25 protein-coding genes and 1 pseudogene are annotated in these 26785 nt (G+C 65.6%); 9 read left to right on the top strand and 17 right to left on the bottom strand.

Going from position 1 to position 26785, the window contains the following annotated elements; genetic code table 11:
• Positions 1-122 precede the first annotated feature (122 nt).
• The 9 genes from ADBZ9K_RS26740 to ADBZ9K_RS26700 all read right to left on the bottom strand — a co-directional run bounded on the left by ADBZ9K_RS26740 (position 123) and on the right by ADBZ9K_RS26700 (position 7876).
• Positions 123-392, bottom strand: a complete 270-nt coding sequence (locus tag ADBZ9K_RS26740) for a hypothetical protein (protein ID WP_526625318.1) — start codon at positions 390-392, stop codon at positions 123-125.
• The gene (gene lpdA, locus ADBZ9K_RS26735) at positions 389-1783 is read right to left on the bottom strand and encodes a dihydrolipoyl dehydrogenase (RefSeq protein WP_526625317.1); all 1395 of its coding nucleotides are present in this window, start codon (positions 1781-1783) and stop codon (positions 389-391) included. The genes ADBZ9K_RS26740 and lpdA overlap by 4 nt, the downstream gene beginning before the upstream one ends.
• Before the next feature lie 4 nt (positions 1784-1787).
• Positions 1788-2330: a hypothetical protein gene (locus tag ADBZ9K_RS26730; protein WP_526625315.1), complete on the bottom strand. Its 543-nt coding sequence runs from the start codon at positions 2328-2330 to the stop codon at positions 1788-1790.
• The gene (locus ADBZ9K_RS26725) at positions 2323-2601 is read right to left on the bottom strand and encodes a putative holin (RefSeq protein WP_526625314.1); all 279 of its coding nucleotides are present in this window, start codon (positions 2599-2601) and stop codon (positions 2323-2325) included. The genes ADBZ9K_RS26730 and ADBZ9K_RS26725 overlap by 8 nt, the downstream gene beginning before the upstream one ends.
• 29 nt (positions 2602-2630) lie before the next feature.
• On the bottom strand, positions 2631-3095 hold the full coding sequence (locus tag ADBZ9K_RS26720; RefSeq protein ID WP_526625653.1) for a DUF779 domain-containing protein: 465 nt from the start codon (positions 3093-3095) through the stop codon (positions 2631-2633).
• Positions 3096-3175: 80 nt separating this feature from the next.
• On the bottom strand, positions 3176-4699 hold the full coding sequence (gene adh, locus ADBZ9K_RS26715) for an aldehyde dehydrogenase (RefSeq protein WP_526625652.1): 1524 nt from the start codon (positions 4697-4699) through the stop codon (positions 3176-3178).
• A 10-nt stretch (positions 4700-4709) separates the two neighbouring features.
• Entirely contained in the window at positions 4710-5999 is a 1290-nt protein-coding gene (locus ADBZ9K_RS26710; RefSeq protein WP_526625313.1) for a GAF domain-containing protein, read from the bottom strand.
• Positions 6000-6022: 23 nt separating this feature from the next.
• Positions 6023-6817, bottom strand: coding sequence for an acetoin reductase (locus tag ADBZ9K_RS26705; RefSeq protein ID WP_526625312.1), 795 nt, complete (start codon positions 6815-6817; stop codon positions 6023-6025).
• Positions 6818-6829: 12 nt separating this feature from the next.
• Positions 6830-7876 carry a 2,3-butanediol dehydrogenase gene (locus ADBZ9K_RS26700; RefSeq protein WP_526625310.1) on the bottom strand — a complete coding sequence of 349 codons (1047 nt, stop codon included), beginning with the start codon at positions 7874-7876 and terminating at the stop codon, positions 6830-6832.
• A gap of 119 nt (positions 7877-7995) precedes the next feature.
• Here ADBZ9K_RS26700 and ADBZ9K_RS26695 point away from each other — a divergent pair, with 119 nt between their 5' ends.
• Positions 7996-9810 (top strand): NAD(P)-binding domain-containing protein, encoded by a 1815-nt coding sequence (locus ADBZ9K_RS26695; protein ID WP_526625308.1) that lies wholly within the window; start codon positions 7996-7998, stop codon positions 9808-9810.
• Positions 9811-9826: 16 nt separating this feature from the next.
• Complete coding sequence (locus tag ADBZ9K_RS26690) at positions 9827-11830, top strand: prolyl oligopeptidase family serine peptidase (RefSeq protein ID WP_526625306.1); 2004 nt, start codon at positions 9827-9829, stop codon at positions 11828-11830.
• Between the two features lie 12 nt (positions 11831-11842).
• Here ADBZ9K_RS26690 and ADBZ9K_RS26685 read toward each other — a convergent pair whose 3' ends face one another.
• A complete protein-coding gene (locus ADBZ9K_RS26685; RefSeq protein WP_526625304.1) occupies positions 11843-13774 on the bottom strand; it encodes a DUF1214 domain-containing protein in 1932 nt (643 codons plus the stop codon).
• A gap of 207 nt (positions 13775-13981) precedes the next feature.
• Between ADBZ9K_RS26685 and ADBZ9K_RS26680 the strand changes: the two genes are divergently transcribed.
• From ADBZ9K_RS26680 to ADBZ9K_RS26665, 4 genes are all read left to right on the top strand, one after another.
• The gene (locus ADBZ9K_RS26680) at positions 13982-14644 is read left to right on the top strand and encodes a hypothetical protein (RefSeq protein ID WP_526625303.1); all 663 of its coding nucleotides are present in this window, start codon (positions 13982-13984) and stop codon (positions 14642-14644) included.
• Positions 14645-14861: 217 nt separating this feature from the next.
• Complete coding sequence (locus ADBZ9K_RS26675) at positions 14862-15380, top strand: hypothetical protein (protein WP_526625302.1); 519 nt, start codon at positions 14862-14864, stop codon at positions 15378-15380.
• The gene (locus ADBZ9K_RS26670) at positions 15364-16734 is read left to right on the top strand and encodes a cytochrome P450 (RefSeq protein ID WP_526625300.1); all 1371 of its coding nucleotides are present in this window, start codon (positions 15364-15366) and stop codon (positions 16732-16734) included. The genes ADBZ9K_RS26675 and ADBZ9K_RS26670 overlap by 17 nt, the downstream gene beginning before the upstream one ends.
• An 8-nt stretch (positions 16735-16742) precedes the next feature.
• Positions 16743-17324 (top strand): hypothetical protein, encoded by a 582-nt coding sequence (locus ADBZ9K_RS26665; protein WP_526625299.1) that lies wholly within the window; start codon positions 16743-16745, stop codon positions 17322-17324.
• A 33-nt stretch (positions 17325-17357) separates the two neighbouring features.
• Here ADBZ9K_RS26665 and ADBZ9K_RS26660 read toward each other — a convergent pair whose 3' ends face one another.
• Entirely contained in the window at positions 17358-19535 is a 2178-nt protein-coding gene (locus ADBZ9K_RS26660) for a CocE/NonD family hydrolase (protein ID WP_526625298.1), read from the bottom strand.
• 518 nt (positions 19536-20053) lie between these two features.
• On the opposite strand from ADBZ9K_RS26660, the gene ADBZ9K_RS26655 reads away from it, so the two are divergent.
• Positions 20054-20299: a hypothetical protein gene (locus ADBZ9K_RS26655; RefSeq protein ID WP_526625297.1), complete on the top strand. Its 246-nt coding sequence runs from the start codon at positions 20054-20056 to the stop codon at positions 20297-20299.
• 24 nt (positions 20300-20323) lie between these two features.
• Here the strand turns inward: ADBZ9K_RS26655 and ADBZ9K_RS26650 are convergent, their stop codons facing one another.
• From ADBZ9K_RS26650 to ADBZ9K_RS26630, 5 genes are read right to left on the bottom strand one after another with little or no spacing between them, the layout of a single operon-like run.
• Entirely contained in the window at positions 20324-21163 is an 840-nt protein-coding gene (locus ADBZ9K_RS26650) for a hypothetical protein (protein WP_526625296.1), read from the bottom strand.
• A 29-nt stretch (positions 21164-21192) separates the two neighbouring features.
• Positions 21193-22050 carry a polyphosphate kinase 2 gene (gene ppk2 / locus ADBZ9K_RS26645; protein ID WP_526625295.1) on the bottom strand — a complete coding sequence of 286 codons (858 nt, stop codon included), beginning with the start codon at positions 22048-22050 and terminating at the stop codon, positions 21193-21195.
• 59 nt (positions 22051-22109) lie between these two features.
• A complete protein-coding gene (locus tag ADBZ9K_RS26640) occupies positions 22110-22595 on the bottom strand; it encodes a phosphatase PAP2 family protein (RefSeq protein ID WP_526625651.1) in 486 nt (161 codons plus the stop codon).
• Positions 22596-22639: 44 nt separating this feature from the next.
• The gene (locus ADBZ9K_RS26635; RefSeq protein ID WP_526625294.1) at positions 22640-23164 is read right to left on the bottom strand and encodes a mycothiol transferase; all 525 of its coding nucleotides are present in this window, start codon (positions 23162-23164) and stop codon (positions 22640-22642) included.
• A 10-nt stretch (positions 23165-23174) separates the two neighbouring features.
• A complete protein-coding gene (locus tag ADBZ9K_RS26630; protein WP_526625293.1) occupies positions 23175-23585 on the bottom strand; it encodes a VOC family protein in 411 nt (136 codons plus the stop codon).
• A 41-nt stretch (positions 23586-23626) separates the two neighbouring features.
• Here ADBZ9K_RS26630 and ADBZ9K_RS26625 point away from each other — a divergent pair, with 41 nt between their 5' ends.
• Positions 23627-25351: an N-acyl-D-amino-acid deacylase family protein gene (locus ADBZ9K_RS26625; protein ID WP_526625292.1), complete on the top strand. Its 1725-nt coding sequence runs from the start codon at positions 23627-23629 to the stop codon at positions 25349-25351.
• A complete protein-coding gene (locus ADBZ9K_RS26620; RefSeq protein WP_526625291.1) occupies positions 25348-25728 on the top strand; it encodes a pyridoxamine 5'-phosphate oxidase family protein in 381 nt (126 codons plus the stop codon). Before ADBZ9K_RS26625 ends, ADBZ9K_RS26620 begins: the two co-directional genes overlap by 4 nt.
• Before the next feature lie 66 nt (positions 25729-25794).
• Here the strand turns inward: ADBZ9K_RS26620 and ADBZ9K_RS26615 are convergent.
• Positions 25795-26663: pseudogene (locus ADBZ9K_RS26615) on the bottom strand (endonuclease domain-containing protein).
• Between the last annotated feature and the right edge of the window lie 122 nt (positions 26664-26785).

Genomic DNA, 26785 nt, shown 5'->3' with positions numbered 1-26785 from the left:
CGGTCCCGAACCTGCCACGGTGCCCGAACCTAAAGGACGCGGGGCGGACACACGAGTGATCCCCTGGCGCAAGGACTTCGGTCCCCGGAAACGATGACCTCAGGCCGCCCAGCCGGCCACGTCTACAGGTAGGTGACGCCCAGTACGACGAGGGTGAAGATGACCGGCGAAATGGGCACGCAGGCCAAGAATGCCGACCAGACCAGCCGTTTGCGCTGGTACATCCACCATGCCAGCAACCCGATGGCGACGGCGGCGACCGCGATCACCGCGGCGAGGATCAGCACCCAGAAGCTGACCCTCGTCCCGCCCGTCGCGATGGTGATCCCGATCAGCCACAGGATGTGGCCGACCACCAGTCCGCCGATACCGGCGATCAGTGTTGGCCTCAAAAGTTGATCATGTGGCCGGCGAGGCCGTGGAAGCATTCCTGGAGTGCCTCGGACAGCGTCGGATGGGTGTGCACGTTGCGAGTCAGCTCGTTGACCGTGAGGTCCCACTTCTGGGCCAGGGTGAGCTCGGGCAGCAACTCGGAGACGTCGGGGCCGATCAGGTGGGCGCCGAGCAGTTCGCCGTACTTGCCGTCGGCGATGACCTTGACGAACCCGGTCGGGTCACCTAGACCGTGGGCCTTGCCGTTGGCGGTGAACGGGAACTTCGCCACCTTCACGTCGTAGCCCTCGTCGCGGGCCTGCTGCTCGGTGAGTCCGAAGCTGGCGACCTGCGGCTGGCAGAACGTCGCACGCGGCATCATCCGGTAATCACCGAACGCCAAAGTCTCGGCGCCGGCGATGGTCTCGGCGGCCACCACCCCCATCGCCTCGGCCACGTGGGCCAGCTGCAGCTTGGCCGTCACGTCACCGATGGCATAGATGTGAGCGACGTTGGTGCGCATGTAGTCGTCGATGGCGATGGCCTTGCGCTCGGTCAGCGCCACCCCGGTGTTCTCCAGGCCGTAGCCCTCGACGTTGGGGGCGAAACCGATGGCCTGCAACACCTTCTCGGTCTTGATCTCCTCGGTCTTGCCGTCCTTGCTCACCACGACGGTGACCATGGCGCCATCATCAGTGATCGACTCCACCTTGGTGCCGGTGAGGATCTTGACGCCCAGCTTCTTGTACTGCTTCTCGATCTCCTTGGAGACCTCGGCGTCTTCGTTGGGCAGCGCACGCGGCAGGAACTCGACGATGGTGACATCGACGCCGTAGTTCTTCATGACGTAGGCGAACTCCATGCCGATCGCGCCGGCGCCGGCGATGACGATGGACTTCGGCAGCTCCCGCGACAGGATCTGCTCTTCGTAGGTGACGACGTTCTTCGACAGCGAGGTGCCGGGGACCAGCCGGGTGCTGCTGCCGGTGGCGATGATGGCGTTGTCGAAGGTGACGGTTTCGGTTCCGCCCTCGTTGAGCGCGACCGAGATGGTGTTGGCATCGGTGAACGTGCCGTAACCGTGGATCTCGGTGATCTTGTTCTTCTTCATCAGGAAGTGCACACCGGCGACGCGGCCGTCGGCGACCTTACGGCTGCGGTCGAAGGCGGCGCCATAGTCGAAGCTCGCCTCACCGCTGATGCCGAAGGTTTTGGCGTCCTTGGTGAAGATGTGCGCCAGCTCGGCGTTGCGCAGCAACGCCTTCGACGGGATGCATCCGACATTGAGACACACCCCGCCCCAGTACTTGGGTTCGATGATGGCGGTGTTCAGACCGAGTTGGGCGGCGCGGATGGCTGCGACGTATCCACCGGGCCCGGCACCGAGCACTACGACGTCATAATGAGTCACGCCGCTAGCCTATCGTCGGGCGGGCGATCCATTCGAAGTAGTAGGCACCGTGCAGTATCGCCGCGGTGGAAACCGAGGCCAGCGGCGCGGACATCAGCGCGATGGACAGCGCTGTCACGGGCGGCCGGTTGGGCACCATCGACAGCAGCATGCTGGCCACCGAGCACACGATCAGGTAGAGCAGGACGCCGAACACGGCCGGAGTCTTGGTCAGCGACGTGTACCACCAGAAATAGAACGCGAGGCCGGTGGCGGCGGCCAGCACCCACACCGCCGACACGATGAACATGAACTGCCAGCGCTTGACGTACTGGTGGGTACCTGAGGCCGCGATCTGCGCCGGGAGCACCACGACCGGCTCGGCGTGCGGTGAGCCGTTGACCGGATGCAGGAACGCGTCGGTGTCGAAGTTCTCCAGTCCACTGAACGCGAACGGCTTCGACTCGGCCCCTCCGGTGATGGGCTGGAGCGGGTTGGGATGCGGCCCAGTGTCGAAGATCGGCGCGTGATGGGGCTCGGTCGACGGCAGCGAAGTCTTGTCAGCCACCGGACACCACCTGAATCAGAACCAGTACCCCCAGCCAGCCCGGGGCCATCGCCAGGATGAACGCGCCCGCGGCGGTGATCCAACGCCGCCCGGACAACAGGATCACCGCCATCCCGATCACGGAGGGCACCGCGATCACCAAGCCCACCACGACGTCGGGCCGGACCGGCGTCTTCACCAGCACAGTGGTGACGACGGCAGCGATCAGGCCGGCCACCGTTCCCAGCAGCAACGCGCTTGTGAGCAGCCATGCCCGAGGCAGGGGTATCACGTCTACGAGGGTACTTGTCCGCTCGCGGACTACGGCTCAACGACTCCGGCGTGCCGACCAGGGATTGCGCAGGCATCGGCGGCCTCGGCGACCACGAGATCGTGCCGCTCGGGCGGGCGGGCACCCCGCTCATAGTCGGCACCGGTCAGCGGCGCGGAATCACCCAGCAACCGGTTCTCCGCCTCGGTGAAGGCCCGGCCGCGGCTGAGGAAACGCATTCCCTCCGGCGATTCCAGGCTGAACCCGCCACCGCGGCCCGGCACGACATCGATGACCAGCTGGGTGTGCTTCCACGTCTCGAACTGGGAGCCGGAGATCCACACCGGAGCTCCTTCCAGCACCCCGAGCAGCACATCGCGGTCGCCGACGATGAACTCCCCGTCGGGATAACACATCGGCGAGGAGCCGTCGCAGCAGCCGCCGGACTGGTGAAACATCACCGGACCGTGCCGCTCCTGCAGGCTGTGCAGGAGCGCGGCCGCCGCCGCGGTGATGAGTGCCCGCGGCGGCGCCTCCGTCTCGTGATTTCGGCGCGTTCCCGTTCGCTGGGCGGCGGAATGCGCGCCGAAAGTGGTCAGAAGAATCCTTGGGCTTTGTTGCTGTAGGAGACCAGCAGGTTCTTGGTCTGCTGGTAGTGATCCAGCATCATCAGGTGGTTCTCCCGGCCGATACCGGACTGCTTGTAGCCACCGAAGGCGGCATGCGCCGGGTACTGGTGATAGCAATTGGTCCACACCCGACCGGCCTTGATATCGCGCCCAGCCCGATACGCGGTGTTGCCATCACGACTCCACACCCCCGCCCCCAACCCATACAACGTGTCATTAGCGATGCGGATGGCGTCGTCGTAATCAGTAAACGACGTCACCGACACCACCGGCCCGAAGATCTCCTCCTGGAAAATCCGCATCCCGTTATGGCCGGTGAAAATCGTCGGCTGCACGTAATAGCCGCCGTTGAGGTCGCCGCCGAGCTCGGCCCGCTCACCGCCGGTAAGCACCTGGGCACCTTCACTCTTACCGATCTCGATATAAGACAGAATCTTCTCCAACTGATCATTGGAGGCCTGCGCCCCGATCATCGTCTCGGTATCCAACGGATCACCCTGACGCACCGCCTTGGTCCGAATCGCCGCCATCGCCAGGAACTCGTCATAGATATCGGCCTGCACCAAACTGCGCGACGGACACGTACACACCTCGCCCTGATTCAGGGCGAACATCGTGAACCCCTCCAACGCCTTGTCCTGGTAATCATCATTGGCCGCCAACACATCAGAGAAGAAAATATTGGGACTCTTACCACCGAGTTCGAGGGTGACCGGGATCAGATTCTGGGAGGCGTACTGCATGATCAACCGCCCCGTCGTGGTCTCCCCGGTAAACGCAATCTTGGCGATCCGATTCGACGACGCCAGCGGCTTGCCGGCCTCCACCCCGAACCCGTTGACCACATTGACCACACCCGCGGGCAACAAATCCCCGATCACCGACATCAAATACAACACCGACGCCGGAGTCTGCTCAGCAGGCTTCAACACAATCGCATTGCCGGCCGCCAACGCCGGCGCCAACTTCCACACCGCCATCAAAATCGGGAAGTTCCACGGAATGATCTGACCGACCACACCCAACGGCTCATGGAAATGGTAAGCCACGGTGTCCTCATCGATCTGCGACAACGACCCCTCCTGAGCCCGTATCGCCCCCGCGTAATAACGGAAATGATCCACCGCCAACGGAATATCCGCATTCAACGTTTCCCGGATCGGCTTACCGTTATCCCAGGACTCCGCCAGCGCAATCGACTCCAGATTCGCCTCAATACGATCCGCAATCTTGTTCAACACCAACGCCCGATCCGCCGCCGAGGTCTTACCCCACCCCGGCGCCGCCGCGTGCGCCGCATCCAACGCCAACTCAACATCAGCCGCGGACGACCGAGCCACCTCACAAAACACCTCACCCGTCACCGGCGTGCGGTTCTCGAAATACAACCCATCCACCGGCGCCACCCACTGACCACCAATGAAATTGTCATAACGGGCCTGGAACGACATCAACGCCCCCTCCGAACCCGGGCGTGCGAACACTGTCATAAGTCCTCCTCTACGAGACACTTTCCTTGTTACGAACGACACGAACCGCGGGTGCGGTCGATGCGGGCAGCACCATCGACAGGTCAGCCGGATACCGGACCGCCACGTCGATGCCCCCGGCGAACCGATAGGGCTGGGCGGCAAGCAAGCCGGAGAACTGCTTGCGCAGCCGGGACAGTTCGGCGCGAACCGTCACCACACGGGACCGGTCGCCGTACAGATCGTCGGCAAGCTCAGGTGCCGAGCGACCCTGCGGATGCCGCGCCAGGATGAACAGGATCTCGGCGTGCCGAAGGGAGATGTCGTGGCGCCACCGGCCGAACTGGCCGGCCATGTCCAACGCGGGCGCCCCGGGCACACTGAGGTCCAGCGACACCTGCGCCAACGCCGGCGCGCCGTCATCATCGGTGGGTCGCACCAGCCATCCGCCGGGCAGCACGTCGACGTCGCAGATGCCGAATGTGGGGATCCATGACCGGCCCGGACCGACGCCGTCGGGCAGCAGGATCCGGTTGTGCAGCGGCAACGAGTCGACCGCGGCCACCCAGCCGTCGAGGTCCACCGCCAGGGCGGGCGCGCCGATGCGAGCCAGGATCGGGGCGGCGACCATCCGCAGCCGATTCAGGACGCGGTCGTGCTGCTCACGCAGATGTGACTCGGCGAGCCGGGCGACGGCGTCGACCAATGCCACCGTCGTGGGGTGCACGGTTGGGGCCGGTCCGGACACGTCGACCACGCCGATGACGTGTCCGGTTCGCGGATCGCGAATGGGTGCGCCGGCACAGGTCCAGGAATGGTGGGTGCGCAGGAAATGCTCGGCCGAGAACACCTGCACCGCGCGGTTGGACACCAGGGCTGTGCCGATCGCGTTGGTGCCGACCTCCCCTTCGGCCCAGTGTGCCCCCTCGATGAACCCGAGACGGTCGGCGTTGTTCAGCACCGCAGGGGACCCGGAGCGCCACAGCACCCGCCCCGCGGAGTCCGCGACGACCAGGATGTTGGCGCCCTCGGCGACGATCGACTCCAGGCCGCGCGAGATGTCGTCGAGCACCGCCATCAGCCCCGATGCCCGTCGCAGCGCCTCCAGACCGCCGGACTCCACCACCGGTGGGATACGGCTGTCCGGGTCGACACCCGCCGACATCATCCGCCGCCAGGAATCGCCGATGACCTCGCGCGGGCGGGCGGGCGCACGGTGACCCGCCATCGTCGCGTCGTAGACAGCCGACATCAGCCGCGCGTAGTGGCGCGGATCTTCCCCGACGGCGACGGCGGGTTCAGGCACGGACAGACCTTGCATTACTGCCGATTGTGCTCTGCATCTCAGCGGTAGACCAGACCGCCGTCGATGAGGCCCGATTGTCCGGTCATGTAGTCGGCATCCGGGCCGGCCAGATACGAGACGAAACCGGCGACATCGTCGGGTGTTTCGGCACGGCCCAGCGCGATCCCGCCGACGAACTTGTCGTAGGTCTCCCCCTCGGCCGCCCCGGTCAGCTCCGCGAACCGCTTGTCGATCTCGACCCACATATCGGTGCCCACCACGCCGGGGCAGTACGCGTTGACGGTGATGCCGTCGGCGGCGTGCTCCTTGGCGGCGGCCTGGGTCAGTGCCCGGACGGCGAACTTGGATGCGCTGTAGACACCGAGCATGGCAAAGCCGTCATGCCCGGCGATGGACGAGGCATTGATAACCCTGCTGATCTTTCCTTGTTCTTTGTTCCCCAGCTGCTTGAACTTCGCCGCGGCTGCCTGAATACCCCACAGCACCCCGTTGACGTTGATCGCCCAGATCCGGCCCGCCTCCTCCGGTGTCACGTCGGCGAGGGGCCCGACCAACGCGATGCCGGCGTTGTTGACCATGATGTCGAAACCGCCGAGCGCCGTGGCGGCGTGCTCGACGGCAGCGAACACCTGGTCACGGTCACTCACGTCGGCAGCGAATGTCGTTGTTTTACAGCCGATTTCCGCGATCTCCGCCGCGACGGAGTCGATACCGTCGGTGCCGAGGTCGACGAGCGCGACGTCGGCGCCGTCACGGGCGAGGCGCAGCGCGATGCCCCGGCCGATCCCGCGGGCCGCTCCGGTGACCAGCGCCACCTTGCCGTGCAGTGTCATGCGTTGCTCCTTCTAGATGGCGGGGTCGACCAGGACTTTCATCTTCTTGCCGGCGTGCAGCGCCTCGAACCCCTCATCGACCACGTCGTCGAGGGGAATCGTGGTGACCCAGCCGGTGGTGTCGTAGGAACCCTTGGCCATCAGTGCGATGACGGCCTCGAAGTCGGCGCCGGTGTAGCACAGTGACCCCTGAATCCGGCTCTCGTTCATCACCAGGTTGAGAAGTGGCGTTTCCAAGGGCTTTTCATAGATGGCCACACTGACCATCGGCTTGCGCGAACCCACGCAGGCCAGCGCCGTCGCCACGGCCGGGGCGACGCCGGCGGCGTCGTACACCGCGTCGGCACCCCGCCCCCGGGTGTGGTCGGCGATGAAGGCGCGCACGTCGAGTGCGGCCGGGTCCAGTGTGGCGGCCCCGAGGGCTTCGACGGCCGCGCGCCGCGTCGGGGACGGCTCGACCACGAAGACGTCGTCGAGCCCCTTGCCCCGCAACGCGAACCACAGTCCGATCCCGATCGGCCCGGCGCCGAACACCATGGCGGTGTCGCCCGGATGGACGTCGCCGAGGGTGGCGGCGTGGTAGGCCACCGACATCGGTTCGACGAGCGCACCGAGCTCTAGGGACACGTTGTCGGGCAGCTTGTGCAACATCGACGTCGGCACGACGGTGTACTCGGCCATCCCGCCGTCGGACATCAGTCCGTGGAACCCGATCTGCTGGCACACGTTGTAGTTGCCGGCCAGACACGGCGCGCAGTGGTCGCACTTGTAGATCGGCTCAACGGCGACACGATCCCCCACGGCCCATCCGGCGACGCCGTCACCGACCGCGGTGATGGTTCCGGAGAACTCGTGGCCGATGGTCAGCGGTAGCTGTTGATGGGTCAGGGGGTGCGGCTCGGTGGGGACGAAGATCGGCCCGGCGTAGTACTCGTGCAGGTCGGTGCCGCAGATCCCGTTGAAGCCCACCTCGAGCTTGACCGTCCCCGGCGTGGGGTCCGGTTCGGCGACGTCGTCGATCTCGACCTTGTTGGGTCCGTAGTAGACAGCTGCTCTCATGGGACAGTTCTATGTGACGGCGGCCACACCTGGAAAGAGTTGCAGGGGGTTGCAGGGCCGTGGTTGCAACGCTTCGCAACTCTTGCCGGGCCGCCCGCGGCGGATGTGTTCTGGCTCACATGACATCGACATTGGAACCTCAGACGGACCTGACCCCGCAGCAGCGGGTGGACGCCTGGCTCGGCGGCTTCGAAGCGGCGCTGGCCGCCCGCGACATCGACGGGGTGACCGGCCACTTCGCCATCGACAGCTTTTGGCGCGACCTGGTCGCATTCACCTGGAACATCAAGACCGTCGAAGGGCGCGAACAGATCGCCGGCATGCTGAGTGCGCGCCTCGACGACACCGACCCGTCGGGCTTCCGGACCAGGGAGGAGCCGACCGCGGACGGCGACGTCACCTCGGCGTTCATCGAGTTCGAGACGGCGGCAGGCCGGGGTACCGGGCATCTGCGACTCAAGGGTGATCAGGCCTGGACGTTGCTCACCGCGCTGCAGGAGCTCAAGGGATTCGAAGAGGCCAAGGGACCCAGCCGGGTGCTGGGCGCCGTGCACGGCGACGACCCGGATCGCCGGTCGTGGGCCGAGAAGCGCGCCCAAGAGGAAGCCGACCTGGGCCGGACCGCCCAGCCCTATGTGCTGATCATCGGCGGCGGCCAGGGCGGGATCGCGCTCGGCGCGCGGCTTCGGCAGCTGCGGGTGCCCGCCATCGTGGTCGACCGCCACGAACGGCCCGGCGACCAGTGGCGCAAGCGGTACAAGTCGCTGTGCCTGCACGACCCGGTCTGGTACGACCACCTGCCCTATCTGCCGTTCCCGCCGAACTGGCCGGTGTTCGCCCCGAAGGACAAGATCGGCGACTGGCTGGAGTTCTATACCAGGGTCATGGAGGTGCCGTACTGGCCGAAGACGACGTGCCTGTCGGCGTCCTATGACGAAGGCTCGAAGACCTGGACGGTCGAGGTCGACCGCGACGGACAGCGGCTGACGCTGCATCCGACGCAGCTGGTGCTGGCCACCGGGATGTCGGGCAAGCCGAGCGTTCCCACGCTGCCCGGCCAGGACATCTTCCGCGGCGAGCAGCACCACTCGAGCGCGCATCCCGGACCCGACTCCTACGTCGGGAAGAAAGCCGTCGTGATCGGATCGAACAACTCCGCGCATGACATCTGCAAGGCGCTCTACGAGAACGGCGTGGACGTGACGATGGTGCAGCGGTCCTCGACGCACATCGTCAAGTCGGAAACCCTGATGGATATCGGCCTGGGCGACCTGTACTCCGAGCGCGCGCTGGCGGCGGGGATGACGACGGAGAAGGCGGACCTGACGTTCGCGTCGCTGCCGTATCGCATCATGGCCGAGTTCCAGATCCCGCTGTATGACCAGATGCGCGAACGCGACAAGGACTTCTACGCCCGTCTGGAAGCGGCGGGGTTCGAGTTAGATTGGGGCGCAGACGGATCCGGCCTGTTCATGAAGTACCTGCGGCGCGGGTCGGGCTACTACATCGACGTCGGCGCCTGCGACATGGTGGCCGACGGGCGGATCAAACTCGCCCACGGGCAGGTCGACCGGCTGACCGAGGACTCGGTGGTGCTTGCCGACGGCACCGAACTGCCCGCCGACGTGGTGGTCTACGCCACCGGGTACGGGTCGATGAACGGCTGGGCCGCCGACCTCATCGGCCAGGAGGTGGCCGACAAGATCGGCAAGGTGTGGGGCCTGGGGTCGGACACCCCGAAAGATCCGGGGCCCTGGGAAGGTGAGCAGCGCAACATGTGGAAGCCCACCCAGCAGGAGAACCTGTGGTTCCATGGCGGCAACCTGCACCAATCCCGGCATTACTCGCTGTATCTGGCACTGCAACTCAAGGCGCGCTATGAGGGCATCCCCACGCCGGTGTACGGCCTGCAGGAGGTCCATCACCTGAGCTGAGCGCCCTGCGGCCACAATGGTGGGCATGGCCGAAGACGACCCCTACCTCTGGCTCGAAGAGATCGCCGGTGACGAGCAGTTGGATTGGGTGCGCAAGCACAACGATCCGACCATCGCCGAGTTCAGCGGCGAGACGTTCGAGCAGTTGCGCACCGAGGCGCTGGAGGTGCTCGACACCGACGCACGCATCCCGTACGTGCGCCGGCGCGGCGAGTACCTCTACAACTTCTGGCGCGATGCGGCCAACCCGCGGGGGCTGTGGCAGCGCACCACGCTGGAGAGCTACCGGACGCAGAGCCCGGACTGGGACGTCATCATCGATGTCGACGCTCTGGCGGTCGCCGACGGCGAGAACTGGGTGTGGGCCGGAGCCGACGTCATCGAGCCGGAGCACACGCGGGCGCTGGTCAGCCTCTCACGCGGCGGCTCGGACGCGGCGATCGTGCGCGAATTCGACATGGTGAGGCGCGAATTCGTGACCGACGGGTTCGAGCTTCCCGAGGCCAAGTCGCGGGTGTCGTGGGAGGACCCCGACACGGTGCTGGTGGGTACCGACTTCGGGCCCGGCTCCATGACTGAATCGGGCTATCCGCGGGTGGTCAAGCGCTGGCGACGCGGCCAGCCGCTGGCCGATGCCGAGACGCTGTTCACCGGACCGGTCACCGACGTCATCGTCGGGGCATCGGTGGACCGCACACCGGGATTCGAACGCACCCTGCTGCACCGGGCCGTCGATTTCTTCAACGACCAGGTGTACCAGCTGCGTTTAGGGGAGCTGGTGCGCATCGACGCCCCCACCGACGCCACCCTGTCGGTGCACCGCGAGTGGCTGCTCATCGAGCTGCGCACCGACTGGCTGACCGGCACCGCGTGCTACCGCGCCGGGTCGCTGCTCGCGGCCGACTACGAGCGGTTCATCGACGGCACCGCGGACGTGACGGTGGTCTTCGAACCCGACGAGCACACCTGCCTGCACCAGTACTCCTGGACCCTTGATCGGCTGCTCCTGGTGACGCTGGCCGATGTCGCCAGCCGGGTGGAGATTGTCACACCGGGAAGCTGGACACGGGAACCAGTGTCGGGCCTCGGCGACAATACGGTCATCGTCGCGGCCGACGACACCGGTGACGAGATCTTCCTGGATTCCAGCGATTTCGTCACGCCGTCCCGGTTGCTGCACGGTGTCGCCGGTGGTGAGTTGACCGAGATCAAGCGGGCACCGTCATTCTTCGACGCTGCCGACCTGGAGGTGGCGCAGCACTTCGCGACCTCCGACGACGGCACCGCGGTGCCGTATTTCGTGGTGGGCCACAAGCACAATCGAGCTGCGGGGCCGACGCTGCTGGGCGGCTACGGCGGGTTCGAGGTGTCCCGCACTCCCGGCTATGACGGCGTGCTCGGGCGGCTGTGGCTCTCGCGGGGCGGGACGTATGTGCTGGCAAATATCCGTGGCGGCGGCGAGTACGGGCCGACCTGGCATACCCAGGCGATGCGCGAGGGACGACACAAGGTGGCCGAGGACTTCGCCGCGGTGGCCCGTGATCTTGTCGAGCGCGGCATCACGACCGTCGCGCAACTGGGCGCACAAGGTGGCAGCAACGGCGGATTGCTGATGGGCATCATGTTGACGAAGTACCCCGAGCTGTTCGGGGCGCTGGTGTGCCAGGTGCCGCTGCTGGACATGAAGCGGTTCCATCTGCTGCTGGCCGGGGCGTCGTGGGTGGCCGAGTACGGTGATCCCGACGATCTCGAGGACTGGGCCTTCATCTCCGAGTACTCGCCGTATCAGAACATTTCGGCCGAGAAACGTTATCCCCCAGTGCTGATCACCACCTCGACACGCGATGACCGGGTGCATCCCGGCCATGCCCGCAAGATGACGGCCGCGCTGGAGGAGGCTGGCCACGATGTCTGGTACTACGAGAACATCGAAGGTGGCCACGCCGGCGCGGCGGACAACGCGCAGACCGCGTTCAAATCCGCGCTGAGCTACTCGTTCCTGCACCGCATGCTGGGCTGAGAGCTATCCCCGCTAGCCGGCGCTGGTCGACCCTGCCCTCCGTTTGGCCGCGTGCGCGGTGCCCGAGGGGCGACGCGGGCCGGCTGCGCCTGTCGCGTTGTCTTTCTGCGGCATCGACGATGCGGCCACGGTGCGCTCACGCGCGCTGCCCGACGACGCATGCGAACTCGTAACCGCCGTCACCGCCGCAGTCGGCGTGGTCGGTTGTTTTGTCGCGGCGGCGCGCTGGGCGTAGGTCAGACCGAACGTGATGTCGTCACGCGCGTTGAGTAGGCCCGCGGTGATGCTGGTGGTGGGGTCGGAGACCGTCTGCACGGCCACCGAAGCCAAACCCTCAACACCGTGTTCGATCGCCTTCACCACGCCGAGCGCTTCACCCGACCGTGCGGCCGTCGTCGCCTCGTCGACCGCGGCGCTGACCACCTTGATGGCGCGCGCCAGGGCAAGCGTCGTCGGTAAGGCGATTTCGTCAATCGCGGCTGGAAGCACCTTGATCAGGCCCGCCAGGCTCTGCACCGGATCGCGCAGGATCATCATCGCCTGATTGAGGACAGCTGAGATGCTCACCGGCCCAAGCCGGCTCACCAGTGATGAGACGTCTTGAGAGCCGAATACCTGGTTGAAGGTGCTCGTGCCGATCTGCGACTTGAGATCGTCGACAGCAAGATTGAGGGTGATCCACGAGCTGTCTTTGCTCGCCGAGAGCATGTAGCCGACTTCGGCCGAGCGGAGCGAGATCTGGTCCGATCGCTGCTCTGGAGTGACCACAGCGGTGTCGGTGGGGAGGTAGTCACGCACGGCGGCGACGTCGACTACCTGCGTGGTGGGCGTGCCGGTCGGTAGCGCTCCCGGATAGTTCTGCCAGCGCAGCACGATGCTGCCCTGGTCATAGCCGGAGGAATCGAGCCAGTTGGGCACACCGGGATCAGTAGGGCTGATCACATAGCGGGTGTAGCCGTCGGCATCCGGAATGACCTGGGCGTTGGACAGACTGGTCTGATGTGACTGCCACGGCAGGGTCTGGGTGAACACATCGGTGATCTCGGCACCCGTATAGTCCGCCTCGATGGTCGGCACGGTCACGATCAGCGCCTGTCCGGGCTGGAGTTTGTAGTTTCCCCACACCGATGCCTGCGCGGTCAGACCCGTTACCGCACCCGATGATTCCCGGATCGGCGTGGTGGTGTTGGCCGGCAGATAGAACACCTGGCCGACCAACTGTTGACCCTTGATGCTGTCCTGCTTCACGCTGGCCGCGATCGTGTCCAGGATTGCCTTGGTCTCACCGGGCGTCAACGCGGGTGGGATCACCTGCGGCGGCGAGGAGGTGTCCACTCGTTTGATGGTGACCCGCCCCGGTGTCGCACTCCAGTCCGACAGGCTGTCGCGGACGATGACCGAGTTGGCGCCATTGGTCAGCGGAAGCCAGTTGCCCTCCTGAGGTGTGGCGCTGATGGTGACCGTGTAGGTGCCATCGGGGTTGATCTGCAACTGGTTGATGTTCAGGTTCGCTACGGTGGCCGGCAACGAGTTCGCAGCTGACAGACCGGCCTGCAGTGAAATGTTCAGATCGGTCCCCTGGCCCACCCGTCCCGTCATGACGTAGGTGCCGCTGGGATCCAAGAGGGTATAGCCGTATACGTTGTCGGGGTTGATCTGCAGGGGGCGCGTCCGTGGATCGCTGCCCGCCCCGTTGAGCATGTCGGCGATGCGCAGCAGGTACGGATTAGCCGGATCCCGCCCGGCCAGCAGTAGTTGCAGCTCCGAGTAGGCGACATTCTGGGTGTAGGCCGGTAGGAGGGTCCGGTCGGCAGCGGTGACGTACGGCAGCGCACCGGCCGCGACGGCGGCTTGCTGCTGGGCGGCCAGCACGTCGTCGACGCTCGCCTGCAACTCCGATGAGGTCGCCGACGCGTTCGGAGCTACCACCAGCGCGGCAACCATACCGCCCAGCACAGTTGTCGCGAGACCCCCATATCGCAGGGAAATGTGGCTTTTTCCAACACTTTTGGCAACCATGATCTCTCCATTGAGTTCGGTGTCGAACCAGTGACCGAGCCGGCACACCGCGGAGTCGGCCTAGCCGCCGACGCTATACTTAATGCATATTGATTTGCAATAGAATTCTCAAAATTGAGGTAGAGTGTCGGCATGACAACGACCAAGTCACGCCGCGGGCGCGCACCCTCGGTCACCCCGGACAAGATCGCTGATGCCGTGCGCCGCGTCAGCGCGACCGAAAGTCTCTCCATGGCCGCCGTGGCCGGCCAGCTAGGCGTGGATGTCACGACCTTGTACCGCCATGTGGGCGGACTCGATGCGTTGCGTCAGATTGGCGCCGAGTTGACGGCTCCCACGGTTGGCGAATGGCCCACCCCGGCCGGCCAGTCTTGGCGCAGTTGGCTTACCGCGTTGGCCCACTACTACCGGGGGGTGCTGCGCCGGAACCCGGACCTGGTCGAGTTCGCCCATACCGCAATCGATCCCGACTTCGAGCGGTTCGCGCACGCAACACGAACCCTGGTCGACTTCGGGTTCGAGCCGCGCGCCGCGGGTTTCGCTCACGGATTTCTCATCAACACCGTCGTCGGCTACGTCGAGCAGGAGCTGCGCGAAGCCGAACTGGTAGCGCGGGGCGAATCGTCGTTGTCGCGCTACATGCGGGCACTGCAAGGCGACCGAGGCAACGACCGGATCACCACCCTGCGCCAACTTGAACTCACGCCATCCGATTTCGACCCCGACATCGCCTTCGATCGCTTTCTGCGCTACGCCGTAGACGGCATCGGAGCCCAACCAGGAGTACCGGCATGATCAAGACAATCACTTTGATATCAGCACCCACACTCGTCTACATGGCTGTCGTGGCACTCGCCATGGCATTGCTCTAACCCCCTTCGACACCAGCCGGCCCGGCAGCGAACATCTTGCGCTGCCGGGCTTTTGGCGTAACACAAGGGGCAAACACCCAACCGGACCTTTTTGCGAAACTATTTGCAAAATATATGGCGAAGAGGCTAGGGTCGTAACCATGACGCAGTCGAGCCGCGGCGTGAGATCCCTGTCGACACTGGACCAACTCATCGTGGGCTGTCTGGTCTTGCTGTTGTTGGTCTTCGTCCTGGAGCTGATGCTCCTTGTGCCGTGCGGGGGTTGGCACAATCTGCCGACCTGCACCGCGTCGGTCAAGACCGACGGCGCCTGGACCGACTACTTCGCCATCGACCCGTTCTGGTCGACCATGCCCGACTGGTACGTCGTGGTCATGGACTTCCAGGACTTCCTGTTCAACCCGTTCTGGGCGCTGTCACTGGTGATGTACCTGCTACACCGGCAGGACACCCCGTGGTTTCGTACGGCGACCATCGTCGTGTCGTCGATGATCATCACCACCAGCCTGGTGGTGTTCCTGACCCAAGCGGCCTTCCCGGGCATCACGGGACGTCAAATAGGTCTGCTGCTGGTCATCAACGCGGGCTGGGCGGTGCTGCCCGCATTGTTCATCGTCCGCATGCACCTGGCAGGAGGAAACCGTGTCAACAGTCATTGAGAAGGGGCCAGACACCTACAACGCACCGCTGCCGCCCGGTCCCCGTTATACCAACCCGCTCAAGTTCTTCCGCGAGTTGCGCGCCGACCCGCTCGGCTACTATCGCCGAGTAGTCGCACAGTACGGCGATATCGGGTATATCGACATGTGGCCCCGACCGCAGGTATGGACGATCCGACCGGAGCACTACCGGGAGATCCTCGTCAAGAACGTGGACAACTATCCCAAGGGCATCGCGTTCGAACGACTCAAGGTCATCGGCGGCAACGGACTGTTCTTCAGCGAGGGCGAGACTTGGCGCAAGAACCGCAAGTTGGTATCGCGGTCGTTCACTCACCGAGCACTCGGCAAGTTGCTGGTGCACATCAGCGGCGCTGCAGTTGATTTCACCGATCGGATGGCGATCCGTGCCGGCGAGCCCGCCTTCGACATCGTTCCCGAGATGGCACGCGTCGCAATGGACGTTGCCTGCCGGTCATTCTTCGGCGACGACATTCTCGACCGGGCGATCCCGCTGAGCGCCGCACTGTGGGAAACCGCCGAGTACGCCGACAACGCGATGAACTCGCTGTTCCCTCCCCCGATCTGGGTGCCGACGCGAGTCAACCGCAAGACCAAGAAGGCGTTGAAGGTCATGTTCGGCACCATCGACGACCTGATCGACGACGCGCGGCAACGCGGCGAGACCGAGAACGTTCTCGGCAAGTTGATCACAGCCGTGGACAACGGCGAACTCTCTGCCGGCGAACTGCGCGACGAGATGTGGACCCTGCTCAACGCGGGCCACGAAACAACAGCCACCACATTGGGTTTCGCGTTTCATTTCCTGAGTCAGCATCCCGAGGCGCGCCAGCGGGTGGAGGCCGAAGCAGACGCTCTCGGTGACCGTGCCCCCACCCCAGACGACGTCGAACAACTGGACTTCACCCGCCGAGTCGTCTTGGAGACCCTGCGGCTACTACCGCCGGCATGGGGGACCTCTCGCGAGGCGGTGGCCGACGGTGTCGTGGGCGGATACCTCGTCCCCCGCAAAGCCATCGTTCAACCGCTGTTCTTCCTCACCCAGCGGCACCCGGAGTTTTGGGATCACCCAGACGAATTCGACCCCGACCGCTTCACGCCGGAGCGTTCGGCGGGCCGGCCGGCCGAGGCCTTCGCTCCGTTCGCGCTCGGTGCACGCCGCTGCATCGGCGAACGCTTCGCGATCCTGGAAGCAACGCTGGTTCTGGCAGCCTTTCACCAGCGCCTGGAGTTTCAGCTGGCTCCGGGATTCACAGTCGAACCAGGCCTGCAGGGGTTCGGCCCGATGCGGGCCCTCACCGGCATACCGATGACCGTCCACCACCGGCACTAGGAGAAACAATGACGCGCTACGCCTTTGACCCCTACGAACTCCGCGACCTCGCGCTGCAGCACGTGGGCAAGCCCGTTCCGCAGATCGCGGCCGACCTCGAGCACGATCTGGTCGCGCGGTACGGGGACATGATCCAGACGGACATGCCATGGGTCATGACCCCGGCCGGGTTCGTCATGTACCAGGTGAAGATGGTCTTCGCGCGCCGCAACGAGTACATCGGGTTGATGGGCGTGCCCGTGGCCTCAACCGGGCACACGGGGCGGCATCCGGTTACCTACTACGACACGATCCTGTCCGGCTCGTCTCGTAATGCCTCAGCGACAGAGCTGGTCGCCAAGGACGTCAAGGCCGGCGACTTTCTGATCACCCGGCCGTGGGAGGCATTCACCGCCAGTATTGAGGACCACATCTTTTTCCTGGAGTACTGCCGCGGCCCGTTGGCGACGATCATGCCGTTCGGGCTGGCCAACTTTGTCTTCGGGACGCTGGACGTCAAGAGCATGGGCCAGATCATGCGGACCAACGCGACGCTGAACTTGCGCAGCCGCGGAGTCCCGACACCGCACCGCGACGATCCCAACATCTGACGGCAGGGCAGGTGGGGCCGGCTCGATGACGGGTCAAGCCCGGACCGGCAAAGTGAGCTTGACGTTGGAGATGTCGACCAACCCGAGGCTGTAGAAGTTCTCGTAGTTGATCGCCGAGCTGGTGATCTGCAGGGTCATCGAGTCGTCGTTTGCGTACGAGGTGAACGCGATGGATTCCATCGGGATAGTCACCGTGTGGTGTTGCCCGTCCAGGGTGACCGGGATGGGCGTGACCATGTGACCGACGACGTCTCCGGTGCTGCCATCCACCAGCTGCGCATAAACGGTGCGGCCGGTCCCCAGGCCGGTGTAGTCGAAGCTCAACACCGGGGCGCCCACCACCTGTGCACCGACCGGAATCGTTGCCGTGGAGTTGAGCGCATTCCATGCCTTGGCCGGGTTGGGCAGGGAGAAGGGCAACGCCGTGAGGCCTGGGCCGGAGCCGCCGATCACCGGCACGATGCCCAGCAGACCGCCTGAACCTGTGACGCTGACCGGGTTGGCGCTGGCGAACCCGGCCTGGAAGGGGAACAGCTGCGATGCGAAGTAGTTGCCTTGCTGGTCGTACCACTGGAAGTTCGGGATCGTCGCGGCCGCTGCCCCGTTGCCGGCGACGTACTGGTCGAGCCACTTGAGGTTGTCGATGATCCCTTGATCGTCTTGGGCATGCATCTGGGCGGGAGTCATGGAATCGCACGTTCCGTGGCCGCCGCAGAACCACACCAGTTTGACCGGCGGAGAGTACGGGTTGGCCAACAGCGCTTGAGCGGTGTCTGTTGCTTGCTGGAGAGTGAACAACAAGTCCTGCATCCCCTGGAACAGCAACGTGGGCGTCCGTAGTTGGCTCAAGAGGGCGGTGGGACCCACACTACCCATCAGTGCCTGCTGGGACTGAGTCAAGTAGCCGGTCAGCAGACCGGTGATGACGCCGGCGTAGATGGTCGGGTTGACCCGCGCTCCGGTCAATGCCAGCGCCGCGGCCATGATCGTCCCGAAGCCGGTCTTGAACTGGTTGCTATTCGGGTAGAGCGAGCTGAGCAGTGAATTCCAACCGATCTCGGGGACGAGGGCCTTGATCCGGGGATCCACGGTGGTCAGCTGAATGCCGCCACCGTAAGAGCCACCGGTCATTCCGACCAAGGGATTGGCGGGAGCATTCGGATCCATCGCCACTTGCAGCCGGGCGGGATTATCGGCGCTGGACAGCCAGGAAATGATCGAGGAGACGTCTCGCCCCTCGAACATCGGGTTGTCGATCTCCAGCTGTCCTCCGGATGCGTACTCGCCGCGGGGATCCCACGTAACGACGTTGTAGCCGCCGCCGCCGCTGTATGTCGCACCGGTGACCGGATTGGTGAACGAATCGCTGCGCAAGGGCGCGATTCCTGGTGTGGCCGAACCTAATTGTTCACTCCAGAGGTCCATCTGTCCGAAGACCGTGGTGGGGTCGGAGTTGGACTTGGTTGCCAAGCCCGACGCCGCCAGTATCGTCGGAGCCGATACCGCCGCGCCGGTAGCGACGTTCACCGCTGGGAAGAAGTTCAGGCTGATCAAGGTGTCGTCGAAGGAAGGCATCATGTAGGTGAACGCTGTCGGGCGGCCCGCGGCCAGGGTGTTCGGGTTGACGGTGAACGTCACCACCCGTGATGCACCGATGATCGGTGACAGCACGGTGCCGACGATAGGAATGTCGTGGATGACGCTCACCGCGAGCGGCACCAGCGGGCCCGCCTCGCCCAACAGGTTCTCCAGGGCCTGGTCGAACGGCGTCAACTCCGAGACCCGGATCGTGAAGGTCTCGTGAGCCGCCGGATCGGTGAGCGCCGCGCCAGTGGGGAGGTAGGTGAAATCGCCGTTGTCGTCGAAGGCCACGAGCGGCAGTACCGGTCCGTTGCCGAGCTTGCCGCCCAGGCTGGGTGCACCAACCATGCTGTAGGTCAACGGGTTACCCGATGCGTCGGTGGCGTTGGCATTGCCGGTGAATACCCCGGCGTTCCACTGGACGGTCGGTGCCACCGTGATCGGGTTGGCGCCGAACAACAGTGGTGATGAGTTCGCGGTCGCGCTCGTGGCCGTTGCCATGGTGCGCCGGGTGCCGGCAATGACCGGTGCCAGACCCGAATCAGACGGCACCGCGGGTGAACCACTACCGATCGGGGAGCGCGACTCCGCGGTCGCGCTCGTGGCCCCGTCCAGCGCCGACGTGGCCACCGGACTCAACCTGAAGCGACCGGTGGCGCTGCGGGCAGGTGCGCCGGATCGAGCACCGGAGAGGCGCGTCTGCTGAGCCGCAACCCCGCCTGTCCTATGGGTCGGTCCGCCACCGGCGCGCGTCACGGCCGTCGTCGAGGCCGGTCCCCCGCCCCCATTGCTGACAGAAGACGCGTTCGGCCCGGGTGACGCGGTATCGGCCCACGCGACTCCTGCGCCTGTCAACACCGCGGCGCCCACGCCGACGGCAAATGCCGGTGCGCCGACCCGACCGACGAATGTCGCAGCTCGCGCGGAGAATTTCCTGGACGAACGGGGCACCGGTGCCTTCGCCTCGCCACTGCGACCGCGCGAGTCTCGCATCTAACGCCTCCCTGCGTGGGGTTGAGCTACACCGGTAGCAAACAAAGATCCCAGATTGGCCCGACGCCGGGGGCAAAATGGACGACATGCAGGATCTGCGGGTCGCCGGCGCGAACGCCCGCCAGACGGATGCCGGGTAGCGATCTCCGCGGGCGGTGCGACTGTATCGGTTCAGCTTCACCAAGATCACGTCACATCCGCTGACCAGCCAGGCACTGTCCGTCGACCGGCTGGCGGCCCGTGTCGCAGAGATCACCGATGATCTGGCCGAATTCCGTTGCAGCCCAGCCACCCTGACCACCGGTGCCGAACCCCAACGCGAGGCCACGACCGATACGAATGCCCGCTGTGAGCGCAAGCAGTTAGACGCGCGGCCCCGTCGTACCGCATTGCCGCCTTAGCCCTGTTACCCGCATCAATCGCACCTAATTCGTTCTGGCCAGGCTTACCAGCAGCGACACGATCACCCCGATGATCACCAAGCCGCCGCCGGCGATCAGGCTGATGTTCAGCCACTGGTGCATGCTATTCACAGCGGTGTTCACGACGGCATCGCCGATTCCCCTTATGTCTCCCGAGGTGTTGTCCAACACCGCATCGAGGGAGCGGCGGCCGAATTCGATTGCCGCCCAACCTGCCGCACCGACCAGCAGCCCCGATACCCCCAGCGCAACAAGCATCTTGCCGCGGCTTCGGGCAATGAACAGGGTCATCAGCGCGGCCAGACCGGCCAGCACCGCCAGTCCGACGCTGACCCATGGGCCGTACGTCGCGACTGACCGCAACAAACCAGGCCGCAACACCGCGGGAGCGTTGTCCGTCAACGGAATTGGTGCCGCCGTCGGCACAGTGATGTTGTAGTCGCTCAACGTCTGCTTGAATGCCGCGTCGGACAGCATCGGCGCGATGTCGATCACCCACCGCCCCTGCTCGTCCACGCTCGACCGGACTTGGTCGGTGAACAGCCAGCTGTGGGCAAACCGGTTCGCCTGGGCGAACTGGGCGGGGAACGACGAACTCGACGTGTAGGTCGCGGCGACCAGACTCACGGTGCCGGTGTTGACGCCGCTACCCAGCCGGCCCACCTGCGACGTCAGCTCCGACGCCATCGCCGCCTGCAGCCCCGGGTCGGCGGCGGCCTTCTGCACCAACGCCGCGTAGCCGTCGGCGTCAACCAGGTTCTGCTGCACCCATGCCACCGGCAGCGCCACCGCCACCAGGACCGTCGTGACGACCCACATCAGGAACGTCGCCACGAACCGCACGCGTCCTCCTCAACAAGGACGCGTACACGTCAATCGGAGTGAGTCGCGCGTCCCACAATCAGGGGATCGGGCTGGCCGACCACCTCATGGTCTTTGTTGTCATAGTTGAACTTACTCAGCACGTGGCGCATCGCGTTGATGCGGGCGCGTTTCTTGTCGTTGCTCTTGATGACGGTCCACGGCGCGATCTCGGTATCCGTCCAGGCGAACATGTCTTCCTTGGCGGCCGTGTAGTCGTGCCACTTGTCCAAGGAGGCCAGATCCGTCGGCGACAGCTTCCACTGCCGCACCGGGTCGACCTGGCGGATGGTGAACCGGGTGCGCTGCTCGGAAGACGAGACCGAGAACCACAGCTTGGTCAGGCTGATGCCGTCGTTGACCAGCATCTGCTCGAACAGCGGCGCCTGCCGGATGAACTCAGCATGCTGTTTGGGAGTGCAGTAACCCATCACGCGCTCCACCCCGGCCCGGTTGTACCAGGACCGGTCGAACATCACGATCTCCCCGGCCGCCGGCAGGTGGTTGACGTAACGCTGGAAGTACCACTGGGTGGTTTCCTTCTCGGTGGGCTTCTCCAGGGCGACCACGCGGGCACCACGCGGGTTGAGGTGCTCCATGAAGCGCTTGATGGTGCCGCCCTTGCCTGCGGCGTCACGGCCTTCGAAGACGAAGACGTGCCGTAAGCCGTGGGCCTGGCTCCACTTCTGCAGCTTCAGCAGCTCGATCTGCAGCAGCCGCTTCTGCTCCTCGTATTCGCTGCGGGACATCCGATGTTCGTACGGGTAGTTCTCCCGCCACGTGTCGACAGCCAGACCCGAGGCGTCGAGCAACACCGGGTCGTCATCGTCGTCGTCGAAAATCGTGTAGCCGTTGGTCTCTAGTGACACGCATGGCAAATTATCGTGCGCACTCGACAACCAGGTGACGTAACGGTGAACGAACGGTGTTAGGCGTATTCGTCGAGCGCCGCGACCACGCACACCAGCGAGCTACCCAGCAGCAGGCCACCGATGGTGTCGGTGAAGTAGTGGTAGGTGACCGCCTGGCCGAGCATGCCCAACAGTGCCCAGCCGATGCCAACCAGGACAATCCACAGCCGCGCACCGGCGGCCAGGATCACCAGCCCCAAGGCCACCACCATCAGGGTCGTGTGCCCGCTGGGGTAGGCCACCGCATCGCCCTTCACCCGGCCAAAGGCGTGCTTGAGTACACGCGAAAGCCACACCGCCACAACGGGAGTTGCCACGAAGAACACTGCCGGCAGCCATCGGCGCCGCAGCAGGGTGACCGTCAGTGCGCCCAGCAGGAGCACCCCGACGGTGCGGTAGTCGCTGAAGAACAGCAGCCACCGCAGAGCACTGCCATGGGCCCGCTGAAACCAGTCGTCCAGCGGCGTCGACCCGCCCCGAACCGCCACCCCGAGCAGCACCATCAGGGCCACGCCGGCCAGCGGCCACCACCGCAATGACCGGGCGGTCAGCGCGCGATGCCCCGCACGTAGGCGGCCTGCCCGAGATGCTGAACGCAGTCGTCGATGATGCTGACCAACCGGACGCTCGCCGTCACCGGCGGATTCCAGTTCGTGTCGACCACCCGGGCGAGTTCCTCGGTGCTGACACTGGCGATGTACTCGAGTGCCGCCTTGTGCACCGCGTGGTAGTAGCCGGCCAGCAGGTCCGCGGGAACCCGAACCTTGCCGACCTCCTCGGCGGTGTGGCCGTAGCCGTGCGCGTCGCGCGGGAGGTCCAGATTGAAACGGTCCACCCACTCGCCGCTGAACCACACCTGCTCGGTTCCGGCGATATCGGCAAGTTGCGCGTCCTGCACCCGTGCGCTGTGCCAGATCAGCCAGGCGATGCTGTTGGCGGTCGCGGTCGGCCGGAAGAACGACACCTCGTCGGTCAGGTCGTCAGTCAGGTCGTCGACGTGCTCGATGATGCGGCTGAAGGCATCCCGCAGGAGTTCGCGGGCGGCGTCTGCGTCATTGAGGGAGTCAGCCATAGGTCCGACGCTACGCGGGGTTGACCGGGGTCTGAGCCTCGGGCTTCGCACCATGGAACACCGCTTCGACGTTATTGCCGTCGGGATCGCGGACGAACGCGCCGTAGTAGCCAGGGTGATACTCCGGCCACAGCCGCGGAGCGTGCAACGATTCAGCGCCCAACGCCAGGGCGGTGTCGTAGAACGCCTGCACCGACTCGACGTCCTTGGCCGAGAACGCGATATGCATCTCGCGGTTGGGCCCGGTGACCTCGCCCGCGGAGGCATCCGAGATCCAGAAGTCGGGATGACCGCCGACGCCGTAGCCCACCGCCGGGCCGACATCCATCACCCGGTCGTAGCCCAGCACGTGCAGCACCTTGTCGTAGAACTCCCGGGACGCGGCGTAGTCGGCACAGTTGATTCCGAAATGATCGATCACACCCGCCATCCTGGCAGGTGGGGACGACGTAATCTCTCGGTATGAGTTACGACCTGGTCATTCGCAACGGCGCGATCGTCGATGGTCTCGGTGGCGAGCCCTACCAAGGCGACGTCGCCGTATCCGATGGAGTCATCGTGGCAGTCGGCACCGTCGACGGAACGGGGACCCGGGAGATCGACGCCACCGGGCTGCTCGTCACCCCTGGCTTCGTCGACCTGCACACTCACTATGACGGTCAGGCGATCTGGTCGGACCGGCTCACACCGTCGTCGGCGCATGGGGTGACCACCGCGTTGATGGGCAACTGCGGCGTGGGGTTCGCCCCGTGCCGCACCGAGGACCACGACGTCCTGGTGGATCTCATGGCCGGGGTGGAAGACATCCCCGGCGTGGTGATGGTCGACGGTCTGCCCTGGACCTGGCAGACCTTCCCCGAGTTCCTCGACGCCATCGACGCCGGGCGCCGCGACATTGATGTGGCGGCGCTGCTGCCGCACTCGCCGCTGCGGGTGTACGTCATGGGTCAGCGCGGAGTGGACCGCGAACCCGCGACCGCCGAAGATCTGGCCCAGATGCGCAAGCTCGCCGCCGAGGCCGTCGAGGTCGGCGCGCTGGGCTTCGCGTCGTCGCGGCTGACCATCCACAAGTCCGAGAGCGGCAAGCCGATCCCGAGCTACGACGCCGCCCAGGCCGAGATCGAGGCGATCGCCCGTGGCGTCGACGACGCCGGGGGCGGGCTCATCCAGTTCGTACCCGACCTGGTCGCCGGCGACTACGAGCCCGCGCTGCGGACGGTGTTCGAGGTCGCCGCCGAGGTCGGGCTGCCGGTGACGTTCACGCTGGCGGTCGGCAACGCCGGCGAGCCGTACTACCTCGACGCACTGACGATGGTGGAGAAGGCCAACGCGAACGGCGGGGACGTGACCGCGCAGATCTTCCCGCGCCCGGTCGGGCTGGTTCTCGGGTTGGAGTTGAGCGGCAATCCGTTCGTGCTCTACCCCAGCTACCAGGAGATCGCCGGGCTTCCGCTGGCCGAGCGGGTCGCCGAGATGCGCAAACCCGAAGTGCGGGAACGCATTCTGTCCGACAATCCGGCCGGTACCGGGCATCCGCTGATGTTCGCCGTTCAGGCCTGGGACTACATCTATCCACTGGGGGAGCCGCCGAACTACGAGCCCGACCCGTCGGAGTCCATCGCGGCGCGGGCCAGCGCGCGGGGCGTGAGCCCACTGGAGGAGGCCTACGACCGCGTCCTCGACGACGACGGGCACGCCATGCTGCTGGTGACGCTGGCCAACTTCCGCGACAACTCGCTGGATACGGTGGCCGAGTTGCTTCGTCGCGACGACGTCATCCTGGGCTTGGGTGACGGCGGGGCGCACTACGGGATGATCTGCGATGCAAGCTATCCGACCTACCTGCTCACGCACTGGGTGCGCGACCGCGCGTCCGGGCGACTGAGCGTGGCCGACGCGGTACGCGAGCTGACCTCGGTGCCGGCGCGGGTGGCGGGCCTGGCCGACCGCGGGCGAATCGCGGTGGGCTACAAGGCCGATCTGAACGTGATCGACGAGGCCACGCTGAGGCTGCACCGCCCGGTGATCGCCTACGACCTGCCCGGCGGCGGCCGGCGACTGGACCAGACCGCCGACGGCTACATCGCTACCGTCGTCTCCGGCGAAGTGATCGCCGAAAACGGTGTGCCCACCGGGGCCCGGCCCGGACGCCTGATCCGCGGGCGGCAATCCGCGCCGGTGTCATGAGCGTCAACGTCGACTTGGACCGGCTCGCCGAGACGCTGGCCGACTTCCCGTTCGCCTACCTGATCACCGTCGGTAACGACTTCCACGCGCATACGGTCGCGGTGGATGCGGTGTTGCGCGGCGGGGTGTTCGACGTCGGGACCGTTGGCAAGGCGACCCGCGCGAACGTCGCGGAACACGGCGACGTGACGCTGCTGTGGCCGCCGCGTGAGCGGGGTGGCTACTCGCTGATCGTCGACGGGCACGCCCTGTGCCCGGAGGAGAACGCCGAGCTGGTGGTCGTTCCCCGGCGCGCGGTGCTGCATCGGCGTGCGACGACCGACTCCCCGCCCCACCGCCCCGGCTGCGTCGACGACTGCATTCCACTGGAGAGCTGACGAGCCCGGCGCCGAGTGTGCGGTTTCGTACGCAACACGCCGCGGCGCGCGGATGAAAGCGCACACTCACCAGGTGCGTGGGCACCCCCGGGCAAGCAACGCTGACCCGACGCGGGCGAGGAATGCCGCCGGATTGTTGTGCAGCATCTCTGCGGTGAGCCTGACGTCAATCCAGCCCAACTCCGCCAGCTCCGCGTAGCGCTCGATGTCCCTGGACCGCTGCTTCGGGTCGGTCCAATGATGGGCGCCGTCGAAGTCGACGCCCACCCGCCATTGCGGCCATCCCATGTCGAGCCTCGCGACCACGAACCCGCACTCGTCGCCTACCCGAACCTGGGTCTCCGGCCGCGGAAAGCCGTTGCGCACAAGCAGAATCCGTGTCAACGACTCGTACGGCGACTCCGATCCCCCGTCGACCAGATCGAGTACCTTGCGCAGTTGCACGAGCCCACGCGAGCCGCGGTGATCGGCGATGACGGCGTGGACCGCATCGACGGTGAGGTCGGTCGCGGCCAGGAGGGCGTCAATCCGTTGCACGGCCGAGGTGAACTCCAGCCGTCGACCGAGATCGAATGCCGTGCGTGCCGGTGTCGTTATCGGAAGTCCCAGCACCTCACGACTCTCGGCGGGCATCAACCGATCGGCGTGGACGACGACACCAGGTGGTGGGCGGCGATTGGTGTGCATCAGCTCAGCGGGTGTGTCGGGATCAATCCACTTGGCGCCCAACATCGCCGAAGCCGACAGACCGGCAAGCACGCCTCTGCGACCAGACCACAGGCGGCCCGTGCACGATCGATGGCGGAGAGGGACGCGTCGCGCGGAGCCCAGACGCCGGGGTAAACCGCGGCGTGGAATCGCCTCAGTTCGCGAAAAGTCAGCGCCTCGCCAGCCAGCGCCTCTGCCGCGATGAACGGCCATGCGATGGTCTGCATCCGCGAAGAATGGCAGTGCGTTGAGACTGTTGCGGACAAGCATCCACAACCCGGGTCGCGAGTGTGCGGATCGATACGCGCTCGGCGGCGTGTCGCGTACGAAACTGCACGCTCGGCACACA

The organism is Mycobacterium sp. (assembly GCF_965229265.1).
Classification (GTDB): Bacteria; Actinomycetota; Actinomycetes; order Mycobacteriales; family Mycobacteriaceae; genus Mycobacterium.
The sequence above is the reverse complement of the archived record's forward strand: the minus strand, read 5'-3'. Positions and strand labels throughout refer to the sequence as shown.